The organism is Caulobacter sp. NIBR1757 (assembly GCF_027912495.1).
Classification (GTDB): Bacteria; Pseudomonadota; Alphaproteobacteria; order Caulobacterales; family Caulobacteraceae; genus Caulobacter.
In genome coordinates this window covers 4,386,401-4,402,735 of the sequence record NZ_CP115463.1, presented here as the reverse complement: position 1 = coordinate 4,402,735, position 16,335 = coordinate 4,386,401, and the positions used below count along the sequence as shown (strand labels likewise).

At 69.6% G+C, this 16,335-nt stretch carries 16 protein-coding genes; 4 read left to right on the top strand and 12 right to left on the bottom strand.

All coding sequences use genetic code 11. The features are described from left to right. Positions 1-13: 13 nt before the first annotated feature. The 6 genes from thiD to O5I81_RS21045 all read right to left on the bottom strand — a co-directional run bounded on the left by thiD (position 14) and on the right by O5I81_RS21045 (position 5,478). Positions 14-805: a bifunctional hydroxymethylpyrimidine kinase/phosphomethylpyrimidine kinase gene (gene thiD / locus O5I81_RS21070; protein WP_271066828.1), complete on the bottom strand. Its 792-nt coding sequence runs from the start codon at positions 803-805 to the stop codon at positions 14-16. After that, entirely contained in the window at positions 802-3,636 is a 2,835-nt protein-coding gene (locus O5I81_RS21065; protein ID WP_271066827.1) for a pitrilysin family protein, read from the bottom strand. Before O5I81_RS21065 ends, thiD begins: the two co-directional genes overlap by 4 nt. A gap of 111 nt (positions 3,637-3,747) precedes the next feature. Continuing rightward, positions 3,748-3,918, bottom strand: coding sequence for a DUF1328 family protein (locus tag O5I81_RS21060; protein WP_271066826.1), 171 nt, complete (start codon positions 3,916-3,918; stop codon positions 3,748-3,750). Between the two features lie 94 nt (positions 3,919-4,012). Then, positions 4,013-4,636 carry a superoxide dismutase gene (locus tag O5I81_RS21055; protein ID WP_271066825.1) on the bottom strand — a complete coding sequence of 208 codons (624 nt, stop codon included), beginning with the start codon at positions 4,634-4,636 and terminating at the stop codon, positions 4,013-4,015. A gap of 87 nt (positions 4,637-4,723) precedes the next feature. Then, positions 4,724-5,137, bottom strand: a complete 414-nt coding sequence (locus O5I81_RS21050; RefSeq protein ID WP_271066824.1) for a hypothetical protein — start codon at positions 5,135-5,137, stop codon at positions 4,724-4,726. Beyond that, entirely contained in the window at positions 5,134-5,478 is a 345-nt protein-coding gene (locus O5I81_RS21045) for a hypothetical protein (RefSeq protein ID WP_271066823.1), read from the bottom strand. Before O5I81_RS21045 ends, O5I81_RS21050 begins: the two co-directional genes overlap by 4 nt. Before the next feature lie 185 nt (positions 5,479-5,663). Here O5I81_RS21045 and O5I81_RS21040 point away from each other — a divergent pair, with 185 nt between their 5' ends. Beyond that, the gene (locus O5I81_RS21040; RefSeq protein ID WP_271066822.1) at positions 5,664-7,538 is read left to right on the top strand and encodes an HWE histidine kinase domain-containing protein; all 1,875 of its coding nucleotides are present in this window, start codon (positions 5,664-5,666) and stop codon (positions 7,536-7,538) included. 183 nt (positions 7,539-7,721) lie between these two features. On the opposite strand, the gene O5I81_RS21035 is transcribed toward O5I81_RS21040, so the two are convergent. After that, the gene (locus O5I81_RS21035; protein ID WP_271066821.1) at positions 7,722-8,939 is read right to left on the bottom strand and encodes a CaiB/BaiF CoA-transferase family protein; all 1,218 of its coding nucleotides are present in this window, start codon (positions 8,937-8,939) and stop codon (positions 7,722-7,724) included. Positions 8,940-9,015: 76 nt separating this feature from the next. Between O5I81_RS21035 and O5I81_RS21030 the strand changes: the two genes are divergently transcribed. Next, entirely contained in the window at positions 9,016-9,588 is a 573-nt protein-coding gene (locus O5I81_RS21030; protein WP_271066820.1) for a DUF4142 domain-containing protein, read from the top strand. On the opposite strand, the gene O5I81_RS21025 is transcribed toward O5I81_RS21030, so the two are convergent. Continuing rightward, on the bottom strand, positions 9,581-10,084 hold the full coding sequence (locus O5I81_RS21025; protein ID WP_271066819.1) for a L,D-transpeptidase family protein: 504 nt from the start codon (positions 10,082-10,084) through the stop codon (positions 9,581-9,583). The two genes, O5I81_RS21030 and O5I81_RS21025, sit on opposite strands and share 8 nt — an antisense overlap. Before the next feature lie 67 nt (positions 10,085-10,151). Here O5I81_RS21025 and O5I81_RS21020 point away from each other — a divergent pair, with 67 nt between their 5' ends. After that, positions 10,152-10,838, top strand: coding sequence for a response regulator transcription factor (locus tag O5I81_RS21020; protein ID WP_271069070.1), 687 nt, complete (start codon positions 10,152-10,154; stop codon positions 10,836-10,838). Between the two features lie 161 nt (positions 10,839-10,999). Here the strand turns inward: O5I81_RS21020 and O5I81_RS21015 are convergent, their stop codons facing one another. Further along, positions 11,000-11,806: an exodeoxyribonuclease III gene (locus O5I81_RS21015; protein ID WP_271066818.1), complete on the bottom strand. Its 807-nt coding sequence runs from the start codon at positions 11,804-11,806 to the stop codon at positions 11,000-11,002. A 59-nt stretch (positions 11,807-11,865) separates the two neighbouring features. On the opposite strand from O5I81_RS21015, the gene O5I81_RS21010 reads away from it, so the two are divergent. Next, positions 11,866-12,210 carry a hypothetical protein gene (locus O5I81_RS21010; protein ID WP_271066817.1) on the top strand — a complete coding sequence of 115 codons (345 nt, stop codon included), beginning with the start codon at positions 11,866-11,868 and terminating at the stop codon, positions 12,208-12,210. Between the two features lie 217 nt (positions 12,211-12,427). Here the strand turns inward: O5I81_RS21010 and O5I81_RS21005 are convergent, their stop codons facing one another. The 3 genes from O5I81_RS21005 to O5I81_RS20995 form a co-directional block, all read right to left on the bottom strand. Then, positions 12,428-13,066 (bottom strand): outer-membrane lipoprotein carrier protein LolA, encoded by a 639-nt coding sequence (locus O5I81_RS21005; protein ID WP_271066816.1) that lies wholly within the window; start codon positions 13,064-13,066, stop codon positions 12,428-12,430. 70 nt (positions 13,067-13,136) lie between these two features. Next, positions 13,137-15,485, bottom strand: a complete 2,349-nt coding sequence (locus O5I81_RS21000) for a DNA translocase FtsK 4TM domain-containing protein (RefSeq protein WP_271066815.1) — start codon at positions 15,483-15,485, stop codon at positions 13,137-13,139. Between the two features lie 96 nt (positions 15,486-15,581). Further along, positions 15,582-16,274, bottom strand: coding sequence for a cupin domain-containing protein (locus O5I81_RS20995; RefSeq protein WP_271066814.1), 693 nt, complete (start codon positions 16,272-16,274; stop codon positions 15,582-15,584). Positions 16,275-16,335: the final 61 nt, after the last annotated feature.

Genomic DNA, 16,335 nt, shown 5'->3' with positions numbered 1-16,335 from the left:
GACAGGGTGGGGGTTAGTCGCGCAGCATCCAGGCGTGGTCGAGCGGTCCGTGCCCCATGCCCAGGCCCGGAGCGGCCTCGATGGCGCGATGGACGTAGTTCCAGGCGCGGGCGACAGCGGCGGTCAGGTCGAGGCCCTGGGCCAGGCCCGCCGCGCAGGCGCTGGCCAGAGTGCAGCCGGTGCCGTGGGTGTGCTGGGTGTCGATGCGGGCGTCCTCGAAGGCGGTTTCGCCATCGGCGGTGATCAGAAGATCGATCAGCCGGTCGCCGGGCACATGGCCGCCCTTCATCAGCACTGCCTTCGCGCCCATGCGCAGGAGGGTGTGGCCGGCCCGGCGCAGGTCGTCGGTGCTGGTCGCCGGCAGGCCGGTCAGCGCTTCGGCCTCGGGGGCGTTGGGGGTCAGCAGGGTGGCGCGGGGGACAAGCTCTGAGCGCACGGCCTCGATGGCGCGGGGGTCGAGCAGGCTGGCCCCGCCCTTGGCGATCATCACCGGATCGACGACGACGGGAATGGCGCCGGCGCTGTCGATCAGCCGGGCGGCGACGGCGACCGTGCCGGCATCGCCCAGCATGCCGGTCTTGATGGCGTCGGCCCCGATGTCGTCGAGCACGGCGCGGCCCTGGGCCTCGATGATGTCGAGGGGGATGGGGTGCACCCCGGTGACGCCGAGCGTGTTCTGCACGGTGATGGCGGTCACGGCGGTGGCCGCATAGGCCCCCAGCAGGGTCACCGCCTTGATGTCGGCCTGCAGGCCGGCGCCGCCGCCACTGTCGGAGCCGGCGATGATCAGGACGCGGCCTATCATTTTTGGGCCTTGCGCAGGGTCGGGCTGTCGAGGTCGAGGTCGGCGATCGGAATGACCTCGGCGCCGGGCAGGGCCTCGGCCAGACTCTTGCCGAACAGCTTGCCGTCGCCGACGACGATGACGCTGGCCTCGCCGGGCTTGAGCACCTGGGCGGCGAAGTCCTGCACCTGCTGGGGCGTCACCGCCTCTATCCTGGTCGTGAACAGCGACACTTCGCTGAGGTCGATGCCATAGGCGGCCAGGGAGCCCAGCGTGTCGGCCAGGCCGCCGGTGGTGGCCAACTCGCGGCCGAAACCGCCGATCAGCACCGACTTGCGGGCGGCCATCTCCTCGGCTGTCGGCGGCGCTTCGCCCAGGCGGGTCATCTCGCCGCGCAGCAGGGTCAGCACCTCGCCGGCCGTCTCGTTCTTGGTCGAGGTCGAGGCCGAGAAGCCGCCGCTGCCCTTGCGCACCGACAGGCTGGAGCCGGCCCCGTAGGCCAGGCCGCGCTTCAGCCGGATCTCCTGGTTCAGGCGCGAGCTGTAGCCGCCGCCGAGCACATTGTTGGCCACAAGACCGGCGTAGTAGCGGGGATCGTCGCGGGTGATGGCCCGCTTGGCGACGATGACGCTGGCCTGGCCGGCCCCGGGCATGTCGACGATGACGATGCGCGGCTGCGACGCCGCCGAGACGGCCGGCTGGGCCGGCAGCGGCGTGGCCGGCGCCTGCCAGGCCCCGAAGGCCCGCTCGGCCAGGGCGAAGCCGGCGTCCGGGCTGATGTCGCCGGTGATCACCAGCACGGCGTTGTCGGGCCGGAACCAGCGGGCGTGGAAGGCGGCGAGGTCGTCGCGCTTGAGGGTCTTCAGGGTCGCAGGGGTGGTGACGTCGGCGAACGGGGTGCCGGTCCATACCGCCGGGGCGGAGACATAGCCGGCGACCGAGCCGGGCTCGGTCAGCGCGACCTGGAAGCCGTCGATGGCCTGATCGCGCGAGCGGTCCAGTTCCTCCTGATCGAAGGCCGGGCGCAAGGCGACGTCGGCCATCAGGTCGATGGAGGCGTCGAGGTTGCTGGTCAGGCTGCTGAGGGTCACGGAGGTGAACTCGCGGCCGGCCCCGGTCGAGAGCTCGGCGCCGAGGGCCTCGCTCTCGGCGGCGATCCGGGTGGCGCTCTTGCCGCCGGCCCCTTCGGTCATCAGGTCGGCTGCCATGGCGGCAAGGCCGGCCTGACCGTCGGGATCGAACACCGACCCGGCCCGCACGGTGAGGTCGGCGGTGACCAGCGGCAGGGTGCTGGAGCGGGCGACGATGACCCGCAGGCCGTTAGGCAGGGTCTTCTCGACGGGGGTCGGCAGGACCGGGGCGATCGGTTCGCCGAGCGCCGGGGCCTTTTCACGCTGGGCCGCCTCGCGCAGGGCGACGCGCTCGCCCTTGAACGGCTTGCTGACCACGGTGACCGGCTTGGCCACTTCATCCCTGGCGCCCTTGGGCCGCTGGCTTTCGTCCATGTAGCGGACGACGACCATGCGTTTGGGGTCGAGGTATTTGCGGGCCACACGCTGCACGTCGGCGGTGGTGACGGCGTTCAGCTCGTCGATGCCGCTGTTGGCCTTGGCCGCATCGCCTTCCAGCACCAGGGCCGAACCGAGCACGAAGCCCTTGCCGTCGATGGTCTCGCGCTGGCGCACGGCGCCGGCGATCATCTCGCTCTTGGCCTCGGCCAGTTCGGCGGCGGTCGGTGGGGCCTCGCGCAGGCGGGCGACCTCTGCCAGCAGGGCCTTCTCGCCCTCGTCCAGGGTCTTGCCGCTGCTCATGATGGCGCCGACGTAGAACAGCCCCGGCTGGGCGTTGAGTTCGGCGGTGGAGAAGGCCTCCTGGGCGATCTGCTGCTGGTAGACCAGGCTGTTGTAGAGCCGCGAGGACTTGCCGGCCGACAGGATGGCGTCGAGCACGGTCAGGGCGGCGGCGTCCGGGTCGGCCGCCTTGGGCGCCTGCCAGGTGATGGCGATGGCCGGCAGCGGCACATTGGGGGCGTAGCCGGTGACGGTTTTGGCGCCCTTGCGGGCCGGTTCCTGGACCGTGACGCGCGGCAGCGGGGTCGCGGGCGTCCTGATGGCGCCGAAGTATTTGTCGACCCAGGCGTCGAGCCGGGCCTCGTCGAAGTTGCCGACCACGATCAGGGCGGCGTTGTCGGGCCGGTAGTAGGTGGCATGGAAGGCCAGCACGTCATCGATAGTCGCCGAATCGAGGTCCTCGATCGAACCGATCACCGGCCGGCGGTAGGGGTGGGTAGTATAGCTGGCCGAGGGCACCAGCAGCGACTGGAAGCGGCCGTAGGGGTTGGCGAGCACCCGCTGGCGCAGCTCCTCCTTCACCACGTCGCGCTCGGACTTGAAGTTGGCCTCGTCGACGACCAGCGAGCCCAGGCGCTGGGACTCGGCCCACAGCAGGCGCTCAAGGTGATGGGCCGGGACCAGCTCGTAGTAGGCGGTCATGTCGTCGGCGGTGAAGGCGTTGTTGAAGCCGCCGACATCCTCGGTCATGCGGTCGAAGGCTTCCGGGGGCAGGTCGCGGGTGGCCTTGAACATCAGGTGTTCGAACAGGTGAGCGAAGCCGGTGCGGCCCTCGGGATCGTCCTTGCCGCCGACGCCGTACCAGACCTGCACCGTGACATTGGGGGTGGAGCGATCGACCGAGCTGATCACCCGCAGGCCGTTGGCCAGGACCCGTTCGCGGTACTTGATCGGCGGGGCGGTGGGCTGTTCGGCGGCGAGGACGGGCGCGGCGATCAGGCCGGCGGGAACGGCGAACAACAGGGCGGCGGCCAGCACTCTGGCGGAAACGGACTTCAGCACGCGGGACATCTCCAGGACCTACCGGAGGTGCTTAGCAGCTTCGCGCGCACGAAAAAGGGCGGGCCTTGCGGCGCCGCCCTTCATCGGAGGTCTACGTCCTGGCGTTTGCCGCTAGGGCGCCCGACCCCGAACCATGTTCATGACCAGGGAGACCACGAACAGGACCAGGAAAACGAAGAACAGGATCTTGGCGATCGAGGCCGAGGCCCCGGCGATACCACCAAACCCAAGAACGGCCGCGACAAGAGCCACGACGAGGAAAATAAGCGCCCACCTGAGCATCTTGAAAACCTTCCCTTTAATCAAAACGCGAAGGCGTCGCGTCGTCGATTTGGAAAACGGGTTTCTATGATCGTGGTTCCATGACCAGGCGATTCTACTTCGGCGGCGGGTATTTGTAGCCTTCACCGGACCCCTGCGCGGCCGCCAGCTGATCGGCGGCGAAGTCCCAGTTCGCCAGGTTTTTGAACCAGGCGGTCAGGAAGCCCTTCCGGTCGTTCTGATGGTCCAGATAGTAGGCGTGCTCCCAGACATCGCAGACCAGCAGCGGGAAGCCGGCGCCGCTTGCCAGCGGATTGTCGGCGTCGTGGCTGGGTTCGACCGCGATCTTGCCGTCCTTCCACAGCAGCCACGCCCAGCCGGAGCCGAACTGGCCGACGCCGGTCTCGACGAACGTCTTGCCGAGCGCCTCAAGGCCGCCGAACGCCTCGATGGCTTCGGCCAGGGCGCTTGACGGCGTTCCCGGCGAGGGGCTCATGCTTTCCCAGAAGAAACCGTGGTTCCAGGCCTGGGCGGCATTGTTGAACAGCTTGCCGGGGCCGGCCGACGTGACCACGGCCTCCAGGCTTTCGGGCGTCTCGCCCTTCTCCTCGAGCAGCTTGTTCAGCGTCTCGACGTAGGCCTTGTGGTGCTTGCCATGGTGGTAGTCGAGGGTCTCGCCGGAAACGGTGGGGGCCAGCGCATCGCGGGCATAGGGCAGGTCGGGCAGAATGAAAGGCATAAGACACAACTCCTCTTGCGCCGGCGAGGGGAGCCGCCGGCGTTCACAGATCACAACGCTTGAAAGTCGCCGGGGTTTGCCCCGGCCTTACGGCTTGGACCGGCCGTCCATGAAGCCCCGCACCACGGCGCTGATCAGGGCCGGATTGCGCAGGGCATAGACGCCGACAGCAATGGCCGCGCCGGCCGACAGAATGGGCCGGTCCTTGACCACGCTCAGGATGACGGTGGCGATGTCCGCGTGACCGCCTGCCGCCGTGTTGGCGGCCTGCGCCTGCTGATGGCGGCGCTTGTCGCCTTCCATCTTGCGGGCGGCGACCATGGCGATCACCGCCGCCAGGACAGCGGCGGCTCCGGCCACCACGGCTCCGCCCCCGGCCTTGCCGACGAACGGCTCGACCAGGGCGAAGAGGGCGAAGAAGGCGGCGACGATGGCCACGGAAACGGCGGCGATAACCGCCGCCGCCGTCGCCAGGGCCGCAAGCGTGCGCTCTACAATCAACGCCGGTCGCCGCGGCCGGCCAGCAGCAGGCCGAGCAGCAGGCCGACGCCGGCCGCCGCCAGCAGGGCGGTCTGGGGCTTTTCCTTCACCCGCTCGGTGACGTAGCGCTGGGCCACGTCGAGCTGGTGGCCGGCCGTGTCGGCGTAGGTCCGGCTCTGGGCGCGGAAGGTTTCGAGGCCTTCCTTGATCGCCACCTCGGCGCGCGCGGCGGCTTCGGTGATCGAGGTCTTGGCGGCTTCGGCGGCTTCCGCGAAGCTCTTCTCGGCATGGTTGGCCGCGTTCTTCAGCGAGGTCTTCGCCTTGACGGCTTCGGTCTCGGCGCCGGTGGGCACGTTGGTCATGGAATAATCTCCGCTAGAGGCCCGCACCCCGGGCGTTGGGTCGTCATGCGTGACGGCCCGACAACGTCGAGGACAGGCGCAGGTTCCAAGATAGGGCGCCGGAAGGCTAACCGCCACCAGTCGCTTAACCGGCGAACTCGGTCTAAGGTGCCGTTATGAGTAAAATTGTCGCACCTGACGTCGAAATGACCGAGGAGGACCGGCTGGCGGTGCTCCGCGGCCTCGGCGCGCTCGACAGCGATAGCGATCCCCACTTTGACCGGGTGGTTCGCCTGGCCGCCGCCCTGTTCGGGGCTCCGCGCGCCGCCATCGTCCTCGTCGACAGGGACCGGCTCTGGCACAAGGCGATCCTCGGGCTGGAGCGACGGGAGTATCCGCGGTCCGGCTCGCTGGCCGACGTGATGATTCGTCGGGCCCAGGTGCTGATCAGCGGCGATGTGCGGACCGACAGCCGGTTCGACGATATTCGCCACACCCTGACCCAGGTCGATGTCGCCTTCTACGCCTGCGCCCCGCTGGTCACGCCCGACGGGGCGGTGGTCGGGCTGCTGGCGGTCGGCGATCCGCAGGCCCATCCGCCCGGCGAGGACGATCTCGCCCCGGCCCTGCGGGACCTGGCCGAAATGGCGACCGATCACCTGATGGCCGACGCCCACCGGCTGGCGGTCGAGCGCGGCCGGCGGCTGGACCGTCAGCGGCGCGACCTGGCCCTGGAGGCCGGCGGGCTTGGCGAGTTCGAATGGGACGTCGGCGCCGATCGCATGGTCATCAACGACCAGATGAAGGCCCTGACCGGCCTCAGCCGCGATTCCGCCAGCGGCGAGCATGGCGACCTGTCGTTCAGATATGTTCATCCCGAGGACCGCGAAAAGCTGCGGGCCGAGGTTGATCGCTCCCTGAAATCGACGGGCCGCTACCGGTCCGAATACCGCATCGTGCGGCCGGACAACGGCGAGGTGCGCTGGATGATGGGGGCGGGCGCGGTCGTCCTCGACGCCGGGGGCCAGCCGCGCAAGATCATCGGCGTTGTCCAGGACATCACCGACCGCAAGCGCGACGAGGAACAGCGCGAAACCCTGATGGCCGAACTGGACCATCGGGTGAAGAACGTGCTGGCCGCCGTCCAGTCGCTGGCCGCGCAGTCGGCGCGCCGGACCTCATCGGTGGACGGCTTCATCGAGAGCTTCTCGGGCCGGCTGAAGGCCATGGCCCAGGCCCATGAGCTGCTGACCGCCACCCGTTGGCACGGGGCCAGCCTCGGCTCCATCGTCGAGGCCGAGCTGGGCGGACTGGGCCAGGGCCAGGCCATCTGGTCGGGACCGGACCTGTTTCTCACCCCGCGCGCCGCCAACGCCCTGTCGCTGGCCCTACATGAGCTGGCCACCAACGCCATCAAGTACGGCGCCTTGTCGGTGGAGGGCGGCCGCGTGCTGCTCGACTGGAGGAAGCGGCCCGACGGCGGCTTCGCGCTGGACTGGCAGGAGACGGGCGGCCCGCCGGTCGTGCAGCCGACCCGCACGGGCTTCGGCGCGGTGCTGCTCGACCGGGTCACCGGCCGCGAGCTCGGCGGCGTCGGCAAGGTCACTTACGAAAAGAGCGGCGTGAAGGTTCACCTGACCGCCGCCCGCGCCGCCCTGGCCGACGCCAAGGCGTCGCAGGAGCCGCCGGCCCCGAGCGGCGTCTCGACCGGTCAGGCGGCCGGGCGCGGCGGGGTCGAGGGCTTACGGCTGCTGATCGTCGAGGACGCCACCCTGCTGGCTCTGGAGCTGGAGGCCGGGCTGGTCGAGGCCGGCGCCGTCATCGTCGGCACGGCCGGCGACGTCGACGAGGCCATGGCCCTGGCCGAGGCGGAGCTCGACGCGGCGGTGCTGGACGTCAATCTCGGCGGCCGGCTGGTCACGCCGGTGGCCGAGCGCCTGGCGGCGCGGGGCATCCCGTTCGTGTTCGCCACCGGCTACGGCGAACGCGGCGCCCCCGGCGGGTTCGATGCGCCGATCGTGCGCAAGCCCTACAACATCCACCAGATCGTCCGGGCCGTGGCCGAGGCCGTGGCGCGTTGATCTTCCCAATCCTCCCCCGTTTGCGGGGGAGGGGGACCGCGAAGCGGTGGTGGGGGCGAGGGCCGCCCACCCTCGTTCAGAAATGTCTCAGATCCAATCGGCGAGGCCGGCGCACGGCCCTCGCCCCTTCCACCACCGGCTTCGCCGGCGGTCCCCCTTCCCCGTGAACGGGGAAGGATGGAGTCAGATCACCCCGCGCTCGCGCAGCTTCACCAGATCCTCCGCTGAAACCCCGGCCCGTTCGCCCAGCACCGCGTCCGTATGCTCCCCCAGCCCCGGCCCCGGCCAGCGGACCCCGCCCGGGGTGTCGCTGAGCTTGGGGAAGGCGTTCTGCATCTTTACGCTGCCGAACACCGGGTGAGGCGTCTCGACAATGGCCTCGCGGGCCGCGAACTGCGGATCTTCCAGCATGTCGGGGGCGCGGTAGACGCGGCCGGCGGCGACGCCGCTGGCCTCCATCAGGGCCAGCAGGTCGCTCGCCGGCAAGGTCGCCGTCCAGGCGCCGATCAGGGCGTCCAGCTCCGCCTGGTTCTCGCCGCGGGCCGCATGGCCGGCGTAGCGCGGATCGGCCGCCAGCTCGGGCCGGCCCATGGCGGTGCAGAGGCGGGCGAAAAGGGTGTCCTGGTTGGCCCCGATGACCACCAGCGCCCCATCGGCGGTCGGATAGGCGTTGGACGGCGCAATGCCCGGCAGCACCGAGCCGGAGCGTTCGCGCACATAGCCGGTCAGGCCGTATTCGGTGATCAGGTTCTCCATCACCGACAGCACGCTCTCATAGATGGCGGCATCGACGATCTGGCCCTTGCCGGTGCGCTCCCGCGCGTGCAGCGCCATCATCGTTCCCAGCGCCGCATGCAGCCCGGCCAGGCTGTCGCCGACCGAGATGCCGGCCCGGGCCGGGGCGCGGTCGGGCTCGCCGGTGATGTAGCGCAGGCCGCCCATGGCCTCGCCGATCAGGGCGTAGCCGGCCCGCTGGGCATAGGGGCCGGTCTGGCCGAAGCCGGAGACGCGGGCCATGACCAGCTTCGGATTGACCGCGCTCAGCGCCTCGTAGCCCAGGCCCCATTTTTCCATCGCGCCCGGCCGGAAGTTCTCGATCAGCACATCGGCCCCGGCGATCAGCTTGCGGGCGATGGCCTGACCGTCGGGATCGCGCAGGTTCAGGGTCACTGAGCGCTTGTTGCGGCCGATCACCGGCCACCAGGGGCTGTGGCCCATCGGCAGGCTGCGGCCCCACTGGCGCATGGGATCGCCCTTGCCGGGGTCCTCCAGCTTGATCACCGTCGCCCCGAAGTCGCCAAGGATCTGGCCGCAGAACGGGCCGGCGATCAGCGTGCCCATCTCGATGACGACAAGACCTTTGAGGGGCCCGTCGGTCGGCGGCTCGACATTGGAACGCATCACACCCCCGTGAGGTTTAGCTGATCAGCAAGAGCCGCGCGCATCGAGCGGCCGTGTTCAGTGCAGGAGAGACCCCATGTACCGCAAGCTTCTCATCGCCGGCGCCGCCTGCGCCGCCCTGGCCCTCGCCGCCTGCGGCAAGCCGCCGGAAGAGACCAGCCCCGCCACGCCGGACGCCAACCCGGCCGCCACCGTCCCGACCCCGGCCAACGAAGCCGGCGCGCCTGATTTCGTCGCCAAGGCGGCGGCGAGCGACATGTTCGAGATCGAGAGCAGCAAGCTCGCCCTGACCCGGACCAGGAACGCCGACATCAAGGCCTTCGCCCAGATGATGATCGACATGCACACCCAGACGACGGCGGGCCTCAAGAAGGCCATCGCCGATTCCGGTCAGCCGCTGGTTCTCCCGACCATGTTGCCGGCCGACCTGCAGGGCAAGCTGGACGATCTGGCCAAGGCCTCCGACGCCGACTTCGACAAGGCCTACATGGACGCCCAGGTGGACGGCCACCAGGCGGCGCTCGACCTGATGACCCGCTACGCGGCCGACGGCACGGTCCCGGCCCTGCAGGCCGCCGCCGCCTCCACCGCGCCCGTCGTTCAGGAGCACCTGACCAAGGCCAAGGGCATCCAGGAAGGTCTCAAGTAGAGATCGTCACCGTATCGCCCGGCCGGGCCTGCGCCAGCAACTCGAGCAGGTCCGGCCGGTCGAGGGCCACGCAGCCCTCGGTCGGGGTCCGCTCGGGCCGCGTCAGGTGCAGGAAGATGGCCGAGCCCATGCCCGGGACCACCGGGTCATCATTGTGCCCCAGAACAAGCACCAGATCGTAGACGTCGTCGCCCCGCCACAACCGCTCGTGGCTGGCGGCGTAGGGCAGCTTGACCGGGCGATTGTAGTTCGGATCGTCGGACGCGTCGCACCAGCCTTCGTCGGGCTGGATCGGATGCACCGGCAACCCCGTCTTCGGCGGCGGGCTCTTGTCGGGCCGGTACAGCAGGCGGCGGATCGGCCAGGTTCCGATGGGCGAGGCGCCGTCACCCTCGCGTTTGTCGGCGGCGGGCTTAACGCCCCCCTTGCCGAGGATGCAGGGAACGGTTCGGCTCCCTATCTCGAAGCGACCGTCGGCATGGGCGGTGAAGTTCAATTCATGGCTCCACGGCTTGGCGTTGCCCGCTTGGCCTCAAGGGGCGAAACGGTGCATGGTTCTGTTCATGGCGCAACGCAAGACCCTCCTGATCATCGACGACGACGACGACCTGCGCGGCGCGCTGGCTGAACAGCTGCGGCTGCACGAGGAGTTCACCACCCTCGAGGCGGCCACCGCCACCGAAGGCCAGGTCATGGCCCGGGAAACCCGGCCGGACATGATCCTGCTCGACGTCGACCTGCCCGACATGGACGGCCGCGAGGCCTGCCGGCTGATGCGCAAGGCGGGGGTGACGGCGCCGATCGTCATGCTGACGGCCGCCTCGACCGACGCCGACACCATCCTCGGCCTCGAATCGGGGGCCAACGGCTATCTGACCAAGCCCTTCCGGTTTGCCGTCCTGCTGGCCCACATCCGCGCCCAGCTGCGCAGCCATGAGGCGTCGGAAGACGCGGTGTTCCGCATCGGCCCCTATGAGTTCCGCCCGGCCGCCAAGCTGCTGGTTGATGACAAGGGCAAGAAGGTCCGGCTGACGGAAAAAGAGACCAACATCCTCAAGTACCTCTATCGCGCCGGCTCCAAGGCCATCGCGCGGGAGGAGCTGCTGACCGAGGTCTGGGGCTACAACGCCGGGGTGACGACCCACACGCTGGAGACCCACGTGTATCGGTTGAGGCAGAAGATCGAGCCGGATCCCGGCCAGGCGCGGTTGCTGATCACCGAGGCCGGCGGGTATCGGTTGCAGCCGTAGAGGTCCTCCCCCATCGGGGGAGGGGGACCGTCGCCGCAGGCGATGGTGGAGGGGGTCCCCACCGGCGGTTCAGCTTCAAGAGGTTTACCCGCTGACCTGAGCGGTGACCCCCTCAGTCAGCCGCTTCGCGGCTGCCAGCTCCCCCGGAGGGGGAGCAACTGTCAGATCATGAAATCAGCCGTCACCGGCGCGTGGTCGCTCGGCTTGTCCCAGCCGCGCACATCTTCATGAACCTTGCTGATCGCCTTGCCGGTGTGGAAGGCGGCGTCGCGCAGGCCCGGGCTGATCAGGATGTGGTCGAGGCGCAGCCCACGGTTGGAGGCGCGGAAGTCGGCGGCGCGGTAGCTCCACCAGCTGGCCAGCTTCTCCGACGGCGGCACCACCTCGCGCGGCAGGTCGATGAACCGGCCCGAGGCGATCAGGCCCTCCATGGCCCCCACCTCGACCGGCGTGTGGCTGACCACCTTGGACATGTATTTGTGGTTCCAGACGTCGTTCTCGCCGTGGGCGACGTTGAGGTCGCCGGTGACGATCAGGGGATTGCGCGGGTCGCGCTTGCCGAACTCGGCGGTCAGCTTCTCGAAGAAGTCGAGCTTGTGGTCGAATTTGGGGTTCAGCTCACGGTCGGGGATGTCGCCGCCGGCCGGGATGTAGAAGTTCTGGATCTCGACGCCGCCGACCATCGTCCCGACACAGCGGGCGTGGCCGTTCTTGCAGACGTCGAGCGGCGGGGAGTCCTCCAGCGGCAGGCGCGAGACAATGGCCACCCCGTGCCAGCCCTTCTGGCCATGGATGCGGAAGTGACGGTAGCCGAGCGCCTCGAACATCTCGCGCGGGAACTCGTGCTCCTGGCACTTGATCTCCTGCAGGGCGATGACGTCGGGAGCGATCTCCTCGACCATGCGGCCGATCAGGTCGCCGCGCGGACGGACGGAGTTGATGTTCCAGGTGGCGAGTCGAAGGCGCATGGAACGACTAGGTAGCGGTGAGCCGCCGTCGGCGCCATGCTCGTCCGCGGGAGACGGCGATGATCAAAGGCGCGAAGGGTCTGATTTTGGCTTTTTGCCTGGCCGGGCTGGGCGGCTGCCACACCGTCGCGCGGCTGGAGGACGAGCACGGCTCCATCCGGGATACGGATCGGCAGTTCGCCATCTGGGTCGCCGGCGTTGATGAGGCGGTCGCCGCCGAACGCGCCGGGCGTCCGCCGATGAAGCTCGGGAGCCAGACCTGGCCGGAGCACTGGGGCGCCCGGATCGGGTCTCTGCGCGGCAAGCTGCCGAACGGCTATCCGACCACACAGAACGCCGAGCGATACGTCGCCTACATCCACCTGGCCCGTGAACGCGCGGGTTTGCCGCCGCTCACCTTCTGATCCCTCAAAGAAAAACGCCCGATGCCATGCGGCATCGGGCGGAAAAGTTGTCTCTCATGCCGCCGCCGGGAGGGGATAGGTTTCCGGCACGGTCCGCGGCGGCGCGAGGTCGGACGCGCCAACCGCCATGTGTTGCATTAGAACAACTTCAGTCCGGAAACGTCAACGACATTTCTGTGAAACCTTGGCTGTGTCGAGAAGGGCACAGTCCGAGGCCTCAGGGCCGCCCGGTCTTCTTCGCCGGCGGGAAGGGCGTGGCGAACAGCTTGGCGTCGAGGCCGCCGACCCGCTCCAGGGTGGTCAGCCGCACCCGGGTCGCGCCCTGTACGGTGCTGACCACCCAGCCGATCAGCCCGATCGGACTGTCGCTGAAGTTCATGGTCAGGGTTCCGCGGGTCTGCTTGCGGCCGTCGGCCATGGTCAGGGAGAAGCCGCCGTCGAGCCGGCTGACCTTGGTGATCACCACGCCTTTGTCGAGCCGCACGTCCTGGGCCAGGAACAGGGCCAGCGGTGTCTGGCCGAGCGGATAGCGGTTGACCGTCTTCAGCCGGGTGTCGGCCTCGGAGACGAAGCGGCCGTCGCTGACCAGCAGCTTGCTGGCCGGGGCGTCGTAGGCGAAGCGGGCCTTGCCGGGGCGCTGCAGGTAGAAGGAGCCCTGCGTCTGGGTCCCGCGTGGATCGGTCTGGATGAAGCGGCCCTTGGCGGAGCCGAGGCCCTGCAGATAGGCGGTGGCCTTGTCGACCAGCGCCTTGTCGTCGGCCGACAGGGGCGCGGCGAAGGCAGCCCCGGCGAGGCCGGTGGCGGAAAGGGCGATCAGGCCGGCGAGGGTGTCGCGGCGGTTCAGGTGTTGGGTCATGTCGGCCCTAAAGTCGTTGGTCGTCCTTCGGGTTGCAACATCGCGCGTTCGGAAGGCGAAATGACGGCCGTTACGGCGGCGGCCCGACGAGGATCTCGCGCTTGCCGGCGTGGTTGGCGGCGCCGACGATGCCTTCGCGCTCCATCCGCTCCATCAGGGAAGCCGCGCGGTTGTAGCCGATCTGCAGGCGGCGCTGGATGTAGCTGGTCGAGGCCTTGCGGTCGCGGGTGACCACGGCCACGGCGTGGTCGTAGAGGTCGCCGCCGGAGCCGTCGGCGGCCACGGCGCCGTCTCCGCCTTCCTCGTCGTCCTCGCTGCCGGCGGTGACTTCCTCGAGGTAGTTGGGCATGCCCTGGTCGCGCAGGAACTTGGCCACGGCCTCGACCTCGCCGTCGGAGACGAAGGGCCCGTGCAGACGCGTCGTGCGGCCGCCGCCGGCCATGTAGAGCATGTCGCCCATGCCCAGCAGCTGCTCGGCGCCCTGTTCGCCAAGGATGGTGCGGGCGTCGATCTTGCTGGTCACCTGGAAGCTGATCCGGGTCGGGAAGTTGGCCTTGATGGTGCCGGTGATGACGTCCACCGACGGGCGTTGCGTCGCCATGATCAGGTGGATGCCGGCGGCGCGGGCCATCTGGGCCAGGCGCTGGACGGCGCCTTCGATGTCCTTGCCGGCCACCATCATCAGGTCGGCGACCTCGTCGATGACGACGACCAGATAGGGCATGTGCTCGGGGCGGATCTTCTCGGACTCGTAGATGGCGCGGCCGGCGTCGTCGAAGCCGGTCTGGACGGTGCGCTCGAAGTGCTCGCCCTTTTCCAGGGCTTCCTTGGCCCGCTCGTTATAGCCGCCGATGTTGCGCACGCCGATCTTGGACATGCGGCGATAGCGGTCCTCCATCTCGCGGACCGTCCATTTGAGGGCGACGATGGCCTTCTTGGGATCGGTGACGACCGGGGCCAGCAGGTGCGGGATGCCGTCATAGACGCTGAGTTCCAGCATCTTGGGGTCGATCATGATGAAGCGGCACTGATCCGGCGGCAGCTTGTAGAGGATCGACAGGATCATGGCGTTGACGCCCACCGACTTGCCCGAACCGGTGGTGCCGGCGATCAGCAGGTGGGGCATCTTGGCGAGGTCGGCGATGTAGGGCTCGCCGCCGATGCCCTCGCCCAGCGCCATCGGCAGGATGGCGCCCTGCTTTTCGTAGTCGGGGCTGGACAGGAGGTCCCGCAGATAGACGGTCTCGCGCTTGGCGTTGGGCAGTTCGATGCCGATGGCGTTGCGGCCGGACACGACGCTGACGCGGCAGGCGGCGACGCTCATCGAGCGGGCGATGTCGTCGCTCAAGGCGACGACGCGGGCGCTCTTCACCCCGGGGGCGGGGGTCAGTTCATAGAGGGTGACGACCGGGCCGGGGCGGATCTGGTCGATCTGGCCGCGGACGCCGAACTCGGCCAACACGCTTTCCAGCAGCCGGGCGTTCTGGCGCAGGGCCGCCTCGTCGAAGGTGTTGGCGCGCGGCTTGGGTTGGGCGAGCATGGAGAGCTCGGGCAGCTGGAAGCCGTCCTCGCGCTCCTCGAACTCGAAGGCCGGCTGGCGCTCGCGGGTCTCGCGGCTGGAGGCGCGGGCCGGAACCTTGGGCTGGCGGATGTTGAGCACCGGCTCGGCGGCCGGGGCGGCGATCGGGGTCTCGTCCTCCTCGATCGGCGGCAGCGGTGCGCGGGCGGCGCGAGGCTTGGCGGGCTTGCGGGTTGGGGCCGGCGCGGGCGGGGCCGCCGCTTTCGGCTCGCGGTGGAAAAGGCGGGCTAAGGTTTCGGGATCGAAGCCGGCCGCCAGTTTCTGCAGGCCCAGCGACCAGACGGTGGCGGTGATGCCGCCGGCGGCCAGCAGCAGGCCCGCGAACAGGGCGGCGCCCGGCAGATGCACGAAGCCGAACAGGTCGCGGACCAGGCCGAACAGGCCCTGGCCCCAGAGCCCGCCCAGGCCCAGCGCCAGCGGCCAGGCGGCCGGCGGCGGCGGAGCGGCGACGGCGGCGGAAAGCAGCAACACGCCCAGGGCGCCGACGGCGGATTTGATGCGCAGGGCCTTGCGACCCCGGTCCGGCTCGGCGTCGAGGACGCGGGTCATGCCGAAAGCGGTCATCAGGATGGCGCTGAGCCAGGCGCCGAGGCCGAGCGACTGCATGGCCAGGTCGGCGATCAGGGCGCCGGCCCCGCCGAGCGCATTGGTGGCGGCCCCGCCCGAGGCGGCGTTGAAGCTGGGATCGGCTGGATTGTAGGTGGCCAGGGCCACGGCCAGGGCGGCGCCGGCCGCGGCCGTTACCCCGCCCCGGAAGCGCGCCGTGCCCGGCAGGCCCCAGGCGATGACCGCCGCTTCCACAAGCAGTTCCGCGCCCGACCGCCGCGCCGCCTTCGCCATACCGAAAAGCCCTTCGAACCCAATAGGGGTCCGTTGTGCGCGTGGAGGGTTAAGAGGCGATTTACCTTGCACGCACTTTGGGTGCGTCAGGGGGTCCTAGTTGCCGAAACCTGTGAGCTTTTGCAGCAGGCCGATGGAGCCGTCGAAGCGGGCCGAGCCGTAGGAGACGGCCAGGGCGTAGCAGACGTCGCCGGGCAGGGCCTTGGGCTCGTGCTTGAAGCCGGGAAGGCCGACGTTGATGTCGCCGGGGCCGTAGGTCTGGTGGCCGTCGTTGAAGGCGCCGGTCAGGACCAGGGTGAATTCCTCGCCGTCGTGGTCGTGGTTGGCGACGCCGGCGCCGGGCTCGATGCGCAGCAAATCGACCTTGCCGGGTCCGTCCATCGGGATCGACAGGCGCCGGATGCCGAAACCGGAGAATCCGAAGTTCCTGCCGCCCATGATGGCCTCGAAGGCGGCCTCGCGGACCGGGTCGGGCAGGCCCGCCAGTTCGTTGAGGGTCCTGGCGGCGCCGGCGGCGGCGCGGTTGTCGCTGGAGGGGGCGGGCCGGCGGGTGTCGAGATCGCAGAGGGCGTCGATACGGGCCAGGGCGGCGTCGGCGCCGCCGGCGCTGAAGGCCATGGGCGCCTCGTCGTCGAGGAACAGGCCAGCGACGTCCTCGTTGGGGGCGGGCCGGTCGTCACGCACGGCGGCGGCGGCCGAGGCCAGCAGCTTCAGGCCGGCGTCGGGCGCCTGGGCCAGGCGGTCGGCGAAGACGTCGATGTTGGCGTCAATGGTCGCGGCGGCGGTCACGGCAGGAACCTCGGATGTCCAGTCACGAGAGGCGATATGGACCGGCGAAGAACCGCGTCAA